This is a genomic window from Xenorhabdus sp. KK7.4, assembly GCF_963876465.1.
GTDB classification, from domain to species: Bacteria; Pseudomonadota; Gammaproteobacteria; order Enterobacterales; family Enterobacteriaceae; genus Xenorhabdus; species Xenorhabdus stockiae.
The window spans coordinates 1-1763 of the sequence record NZ_CAWNQF010000150.1 but is presented as its reverse complement, the minus strand read 5'-3'; the positions used below and the strand labels follow the sequence as shown (position 1 = coordinate 1763).

The following is a 1763-nucleotide window of genomic DNA, read 5'->3' as shown; positions in this document are numbered from 1 at the left end:
CAGACTGTGTAAAAACCCTTGATCACCTTTTGGTCTCAGTACGATGTACTTATGATCAATTGGTCTTAGCTACCGATCCAATTTCAAAGCCAAGTCCAGTATCATCAGATTGGTAAGCATAATCATGGAGATTCTGGCATGTCTCACCATATTACTGGTCAATCAAGGCATCAATCCACGCTCTTTCCAGAACTCATGGACGACTTTGTTAGCGAAGATAACCCAGTGCGAGTTATTGATGTCTTTGTTGAACATCTAGATTTACTCGACTTAGGTTTTGAAAGCCTGAATCCCAAGTCAACTGGCCGTCCTGGATATCATCCTGCCATGATGCTCAAGCTCTACATTTACGGTTATTTAAATCGAATTCAATCATCGCGACGGCTGGAGAAGGAATGCAACCGCAATGTCGAGTTAATGTGGCTGCTTGAACGTTTATCTCCCGACTTCAAAACGATTGCAAACTTCAGAAAGGATAATGGTAAGGGAATTAAAAACGTTTGCCGTAAATTCGTCGAGTTATGCCGACAACTCAACATGTTTGAAGATGCCGAGTTCGCTATTGATGGTAGTAAATTCAAAGCCGTCAATAATAAATCCAAAAACTACACCCCCAGTAAAGTGCAGTTTCATATCGAGCGAGTTGAAAAAAGTATCGAGAAATATTTAAGCCAGATGGATGCCAAAGATGAGAACGAAAAAGCGTCTGATCCGACCGTCGCAGCATCGAAATTAGCCTGGCTAAAGCAGCGCTTAGTTGAGCTAAAAGCACTCGAAAAACAAGTTAATGAGCATCCGGACAAACAGATATCACAGACGGATCCTGATGCCCGCTTGATGAAAACACACCACATGGAAAGACAAGTCTGCTACAACGTGCAAACGGCGGTCGATACAAAGCACCATCTCATCGTTTGCCACGACATCGTCATGACAACAGACCGAGGTCAACTGACATTAGTTGCCGGGCAAGTCCAAAAGGTTTTGGGGAAGAAATCGATTACAGTGTTAGCCGACAAAGGCTACTTCAGTCGAAATGATATCAAAGACGCGCATGATCAAGGCATCACGGCGAATGTGCCACAAATTGACACTTCAGGTTCGGAGAGTAAAGGCATTTTTAACAAGTCTCTCTTCAAGTACGACAACGGCAGTGATGTATACATTTGTCCGGCGGGTAAAAGGTTACAAAAGCGAATGAAGGTCATGGAGAAAGGTGTAGAACTGGATGTTTACTTCAACAATTTAGCGTGCAATAAATGTCCAATCCGATCTCAATGCACAACATCAAAGAAAGGTCCCCGTCGCATAAGACGATGGATACATGAATCGATTATTGATGACATGCAAAAACGGTTGGATGAGAATCCGAAATTCCCGGTGATAAGGAAACAGAGTGTTGAGCATCCGTTTGGCACGATAAAAATGTGGATGGGAGCGACTCACTTTTTGACTAAACGCCTCAAAAATGTGAGCACTGAAATCAGCCTCAGTGTTCTTTCTTACAACCTGAAACGTATGATGACCCTACTGGGAACTGTCGGTTTGATGGCGGCCATCAGTCTGAGCTAAGTGATAAAGTAAGCTTAGTTTCACCAAAAATCTGCCCCAAACGCTCAAGGCACGCTGCTTTTAAATGACTTCATATTACAAGCCACCAATCTGCATCAAAACATTGTGAATGCGATGAGCGCTAATCGGGTTGCTTAAATGCAACCCAAATCGATGTTTGTTGGATGAAATCACGGTTTTTACACAGTCTG

At 43.1% G+C, this 1763-nt stretch carries 1 protein-coding gene; it reads left to right on the top strand.

Translation table 11 applies throughout. The features are described from left to right. Window positions 1–138 precede the first annotated feature (138 nt). Complete coding sequence (locus AACS90_RS22620) at window positions 139–1572, top strand: IS1182 family transposase (RefSeq protein ID WP_099123651.1); 1434 nt, start codon at window positions 139–141, stop codon at window positions 1570–1572. The last annotated feature ends 191 nt before the right edge of the window (window positions 1573–1763 follow it).